The 2162-nt window shown below is 40.5% G+C and carries 3 protein-coding genes and 1 pseudogene; all 4 read left to right on the forward strand.

Annotated features, from left to right (window positions below; genetic code table 11):
- Nucleotides 1-621: tryptophan--tRNA ligase (locus AC29Z1_RS17030; RefSeq protein WP_488272641.1), on the forward strand; the 621-nt coding region annotated here is incomplete at its 5' end.
- A gap of 6 nt (nt 622-627) precedes the next feature.
- Nucleotides 628-1335: a segregation and condensation protein A gene (locus AC29Z1_RS17035; protein WP_488272642.1), complete on the forward strand. Its 708-nt coding sequence runs from the start codon at nt 628-630 to the stop codon at nt 1333-1335.
- 7 nt (nt 1336-1342) lie between these two features.
- Nucleotides 1343-1876, forward strand: a complete 534-nt coding sequence (gene scpB, locus AC29Z1_RS17040; protein WP_488272643.1) for an SMC-Scp complex subunit ScpB — start codon at nt 1343-1345, stop codon at nt 1874-1876.
- Between the two features lie 83 nt (nt 1877-1959).
- Nucleotides 1960-2162 (forward strand): annotated as a pseudogene (locus tag AC29Z1_RS17045) (hypothetical protein); the annotation flags it as partial.

Consider the following 2162-nt stretch of genomic DNA (forward strand, 5'->3'; position numbering starts at 1 on the left):
ATGGGTAAAGAGATTAATACCTATGGATTTTTGGGTTATCCGGAATTGATGACAGCCGACATTATACTTTATAAAGCACATGTCGTGCCAGTAGCTGAAGACCAATTACCGCATCTTGAGTTGACAAGAGAGATTGTTCGCCGTTTTGCACATTTGTATAAGCCGATTTTCCCTGAACCTCAGGCAATTTTGAGCCCGCTGTTACCAGGAATTGATGGACGAAAGATGAGTAAATCTTATGGTAATGAGATTCCGTATGCTGCAGAACCAGATGAGTTACGAGCTCGAGTAAGATTGATGATTACTGATCCCAAACGGGTGAAGAAGACTGACCCGGGCGATCCGGAAATTTGTACTGTTTATACGTTTCATAAAATATTTAGTCAGGAAGAACAGGAAATTGCCAGTCATTGCCGTAATGCTAGCATTGGTTGCGTAGAATGCAAAAAGCGACTGGCTGACAAAATGGTTACTACACTTGCAGATGTTCATAACCGCCGCAAAGAGCTGGCTGCCCAACCTGAAAAAATCAAGGAAATATTAGCTTATGGCGCTGAACGTGCGAGAAAATTGGCAGCAGCAACCATGGAAGAAGTCCGGACAGTCATGAACTTAGGCTAATACTATATGTCAGGCTATACTATCAAGCTAGAAGCTTTTGAAGGACCATTAGCCTTACTTATGCATCTCATAGAAAAAAATCAGATAGATATTTATAATATTCCCATCGCGGAGATAACTGAGCAATATTTGCAATATCTTAAGGCTATGGAAGAATTTGATATTGAAGTGGCCAGTGAATTTCTTGTTATGGCGGCTACGTTGTTACAAATAAAGTCGCGCATGTTATTACCGCGTCCGATGATTGCCGAAGCAACCGATGAACCAATGGATCCGCGCCAAGAATTAGTTGAGCGGCTGATTGAATACCGTAAGTATAAACAAATTGCTCAACTGCTTAGTGAGCTAGGCAATGAAAGGGAAAAATATTTTTTCCGAATGCCGCAAGAGTTTGCCAAACAATATCCGTTACCAGAGGGGCTTACGCTTGATGATCTTTTGAAGGCGTTTATAGCACTTTGGGAAAGTACTACTCCTAACTATGCCGTTGTTGCCCCGGAAGAGATCAGTGTTAAGGATAAAATGCACGATATTATGACTCTTTTAAGAAGTAATAGCGGAAAATTAGAATTTCACAAGATTATGATTAGGACAGGTTCTCGTTCGGAGTTTATTGTGGCTTTTTTAGCGCTACTTGAGCTAATAAGATTAAAGCAAATCGTTATTTATCAAGAAAAGCAGTTTGCACCGATATGGCTTAGTTTGAAGGAGTGACTGGCGGATGTTTTATCAACATTTGCAGGGAGCCATTGAGGCATTGCTATTTGCCAGTGGACAACCGTTGCCTGCGGCAAAAATAGCACAAATATTAGATATTCATGTTAATCATGTGCATCTTTTGATCGCTGAAATGCAAGTGAGCATGATGAGTGAAAAACGTGGTCTTACCGTTGTAGAAGTGGCTGGCGGGTATCAACTGTGTACAAAACCCTCTCTTGTTGATATTGTCAGCAAACTGGCCGATATACAGGATAGCAAATTGTCGGCTGCTGCCCTAGAAACACTTGCCATTGTAGCTTTTAAACAACCTGTGACCAAACAAGAAATTGAAAGTATTCGTGGTGTTAAGGCCGATAGAGTGATTACCACACTGCTTGAACGAAAACTTATAAAGGAAGTAGGTCGTAAAGAAGCAGTAGGACGTCCCATTCTGTATGGTACAACTGACGAGTTTTTACAATGCTTTGGCCTAAATAGTCTGGAGGACTTGCCGGATATCGCCAACCTGCTTCCTGATACGGAGACTAAAGAATAAGACAACCATTCGGTTGTCTTATTTTTGTTTATTCGAGCATACTAGAAGCAGGACGGTTAACGGCAATAAGGTAGGGTGAAAACATGGAAAGCTGGCTATTATACTTAACAACCATGCTGTTTTTTTTGTGGCTACTTTCACAAGTTAATCTGTATATTGATTTGCATGTTTGTCGGCGTAAAGACGATGATTTTGTCGCAGTAACTGTTTATGCTTTGAAAAAACTACTCATTTATTCCATAAAGATCCCCGCTATTGAAATTAAACAGTATAATAATTTGCCCTG

Source organism: Sporomusa sp., assembly GCF_057736855.1.